The organism is Arthrobacter sp. Y3223164 (assembly GCF_059091005.1).
Window position 1 is genome coordinate 1 of record NZ_JBNHGF010000395.1, and the last position, 2,484, is coordinate 2,484.

General features: G+C 70.2%; 2 protein-coding genes. Both read left to right on the forward strand.

Annotation, left to right across the window (positions count from 1 at the left end; all coding sequences use genetic code 11):
- The coding region (locus AC5RUJ_RS14530; protein ID WP_494156071.1) for a glycerol-3-phosphate dehydrogenase/oxidase at nucleotides 1-1,623 on the forward strand (1,623 nt) is incomplete at its 5' end.
- A gap of 51 nt (nucleotides 1,624-1,674) precedes the next feature.
- Nucleotides 1,675-2,484 (forward strand): SURF1 family protein (locus tag AC5RUJ_RS14535; protein ID WP_494156072.1); only part of this gene is annotated, 810 nt, incomplete at its 3' end.

Genomic DNA, 2,484 nt, shown 5'->3' on the forward strand with positions numbered 1-2,484 from the left:
GGCGGGGTGGTGGGCGCCGGGGCCGCCCTGGACGCGGTCACGCGCGGGCTGGACGTGGGCATCGTGGAGGCCCGGGACTGGGCCTCGGGCACGTCGTCGCGGTCTTCCAAGCTGATCCACGGCGGGCTGCGGTACCTGGAGATGCTGGATTTCGCTCTGGTCCGCGAGGCGCTGCAGGAACGGGGACTGCTGTTGGAGCGGATCGCGCCGCACCTGGTGCGCCCGGTGCCGTTCCTGTACCCGCTGACCAGGCGGTACGTGGAGCGGCCCTACGTCGGCGCCGGCGTGGCCTTGTACGATGCCCTGGCCATCGCCTCCGGGCGCGGCCGCGGCGTCCCCTTCCACAAACACCTCTCCCGGCGGGGGACCCTTCGGGCGGCACCCAGCCTGAAAAAGGACGCCATGGTGGGGTCCATCCGCTACTACGACGCGCAGGTGGACGACGCCCGGCTGGTGGTCAACCTTGTCCGCACCGCGGCGGCGTTCGGGGCGCACGCGGCCAACCGGCTGGCGGTGGTCGACTTCCTGCGCGAGGGCGAACGCGTGGTCGGCGCCCGGGTGCGGAACCAGGAGGACGGCAGCGAGTTCAACATCCGGGCCAAGCAGGTGGTCAACGCCACCGGCGTGTGGACGGACGAGACCCAGGCCATGGTGACCGAACGCGGCCAGCTGAGCGTCCGTTCTTCCAAGGGAATCCACCTGGTGGTGCCGCGGGACCGGTTCCAGTCCACGGTGGGCCTGATCCTGCGCACCGAGAAGTCGGTGCTGTTCGTGATTCCATGGGGGCGGCACTGGATCATCGGCACCACCGATACCGACTGGAATCTGGACAAGGCCCACCCGGCGGCCTCGTCCAAGGACATCGACTACCTGCTGGAACACGTCAACCGGGTCCTCCAGCGCCCGCTCACCCGGGAGGACGTCGAGGGTGTCTACGCCGGGCTCCGGCCGTTGCTGGCGGGCGAGAACGATTCCACCGCCAAGCTCTCGCGCGAACACGTGGTGGCGCACCCGGTCCCCGGGCTCGTGGTGGTGGCCGGCGGCAAGTACACCACGTACCGCGTGATGGCCAAGGACGCGGTGGACGAGGCGGCCCGGGCCCTCGACGAGCGCGTCCCGCCAAGCTGCACCGACACCATCCCGCTGCTCGGCGCCTCCGGTTTCAAGGCGGCCTGGAACAGGCGCAGCCGCATGGCGGACCGCACGGGCATCCACGTTGCCCGGGTGGAACACCTGCTCAACCGGTACGGAGCCATGGCCGGCGACGTGCTGGACATCATCACCGAACGGCCGGAGCTGGCCGAACCGCTGCCCGGCGCCGACGACTACCTGGCGGCCGAGGTGGTCTATGCGACCACGCACGAGGGAGCCCGGCACATCCACGACGTGCTTACCCGCCGGACCCGGATCTCCATCGAGGCCTGGGACCGCGGCGTCTCCGCCGCCCCGGTCGTCGCCCGGCTGATGGCGCCCCTCCTCGACTGGAGCGAAGGACAGGTGGAACGCGAGGTGAAGCACTACCTGGCCCGGGTCGAAGCCGAACGGCTCAGCCAGGAGCAGCCCGACGACGTCACGGCCGACAGCGCCCGGATGGGCGTCGACGACATCGTTCCGCTGGCCTGAGGGCACCGGGCAGGATTCGTTTTCTACATGGTTGCGAAGTACCTTTAATGGGTGCTCAAGACTGCCCTGAAACCCCGCTGGATAGCGGCCCTGGTGCTTGCGCTGGCGCTGTCCACGGTGTTCGTGCTGCTGAGCCAGTGGCAGTTTTCCACGTCGCAGAGCGAACCGCCCCCGCCCCCGGGCGAGACCGAAACGGTCAAGCCGCTCACCGACGTCTTTGAACCGGGCATCCCGATGACCGCCGCCACCGCGGACCAGATGGTCACCTTCGACGGCAGCTTCGTCCAGGGCGGGCAGGTGCTGGTCCGGAACCGCCTGCAGGACGGCGAAGAAGGCCTCTGGGTGGTCGACCCGTTCACCGTGGACGGCGTGGAGCAGTTTGGCGAAGACGTGGTCATCCCCGTGGTGCGCGGCTGGGTCGAGGAACCGGCGGATGCCGTTCCCGCCCCGGACGGTGAGGCCACCGTCGTCGGGCGGCTGCTGCCCACGGAAGCCCCGCTGCCCGGAAGCCTGCCCGCCGGCCAGGTGGCTTCGCTGTCGGCGGCCGAGCTGATCAACCGCTGGAACGCGCCCGGCTACTCCGGCTTCGTGGTCGGGACCGGCTTCACCGTGGGCGGCACGGACCTTGGCACCGCGACCGAGGGGACCTCGATGCAGCCGGTGGTTGTCGGACCGCAGCCGCAGGAAGCGCCGGTCAACTGGATGAACGTCTTCTACGCGGTGGAATGGGTCGTGTTCGCCGGATTCGCAATCTTCCTCTGGTGGCGGCTGGTGGCCGACGACTACCGCCGCGACCTGGAGGCGGCCGAAGACGCGGCCGAAGCGGCCCGCCATGCAGCCGGATCCGGGCGGGGGAGCGCG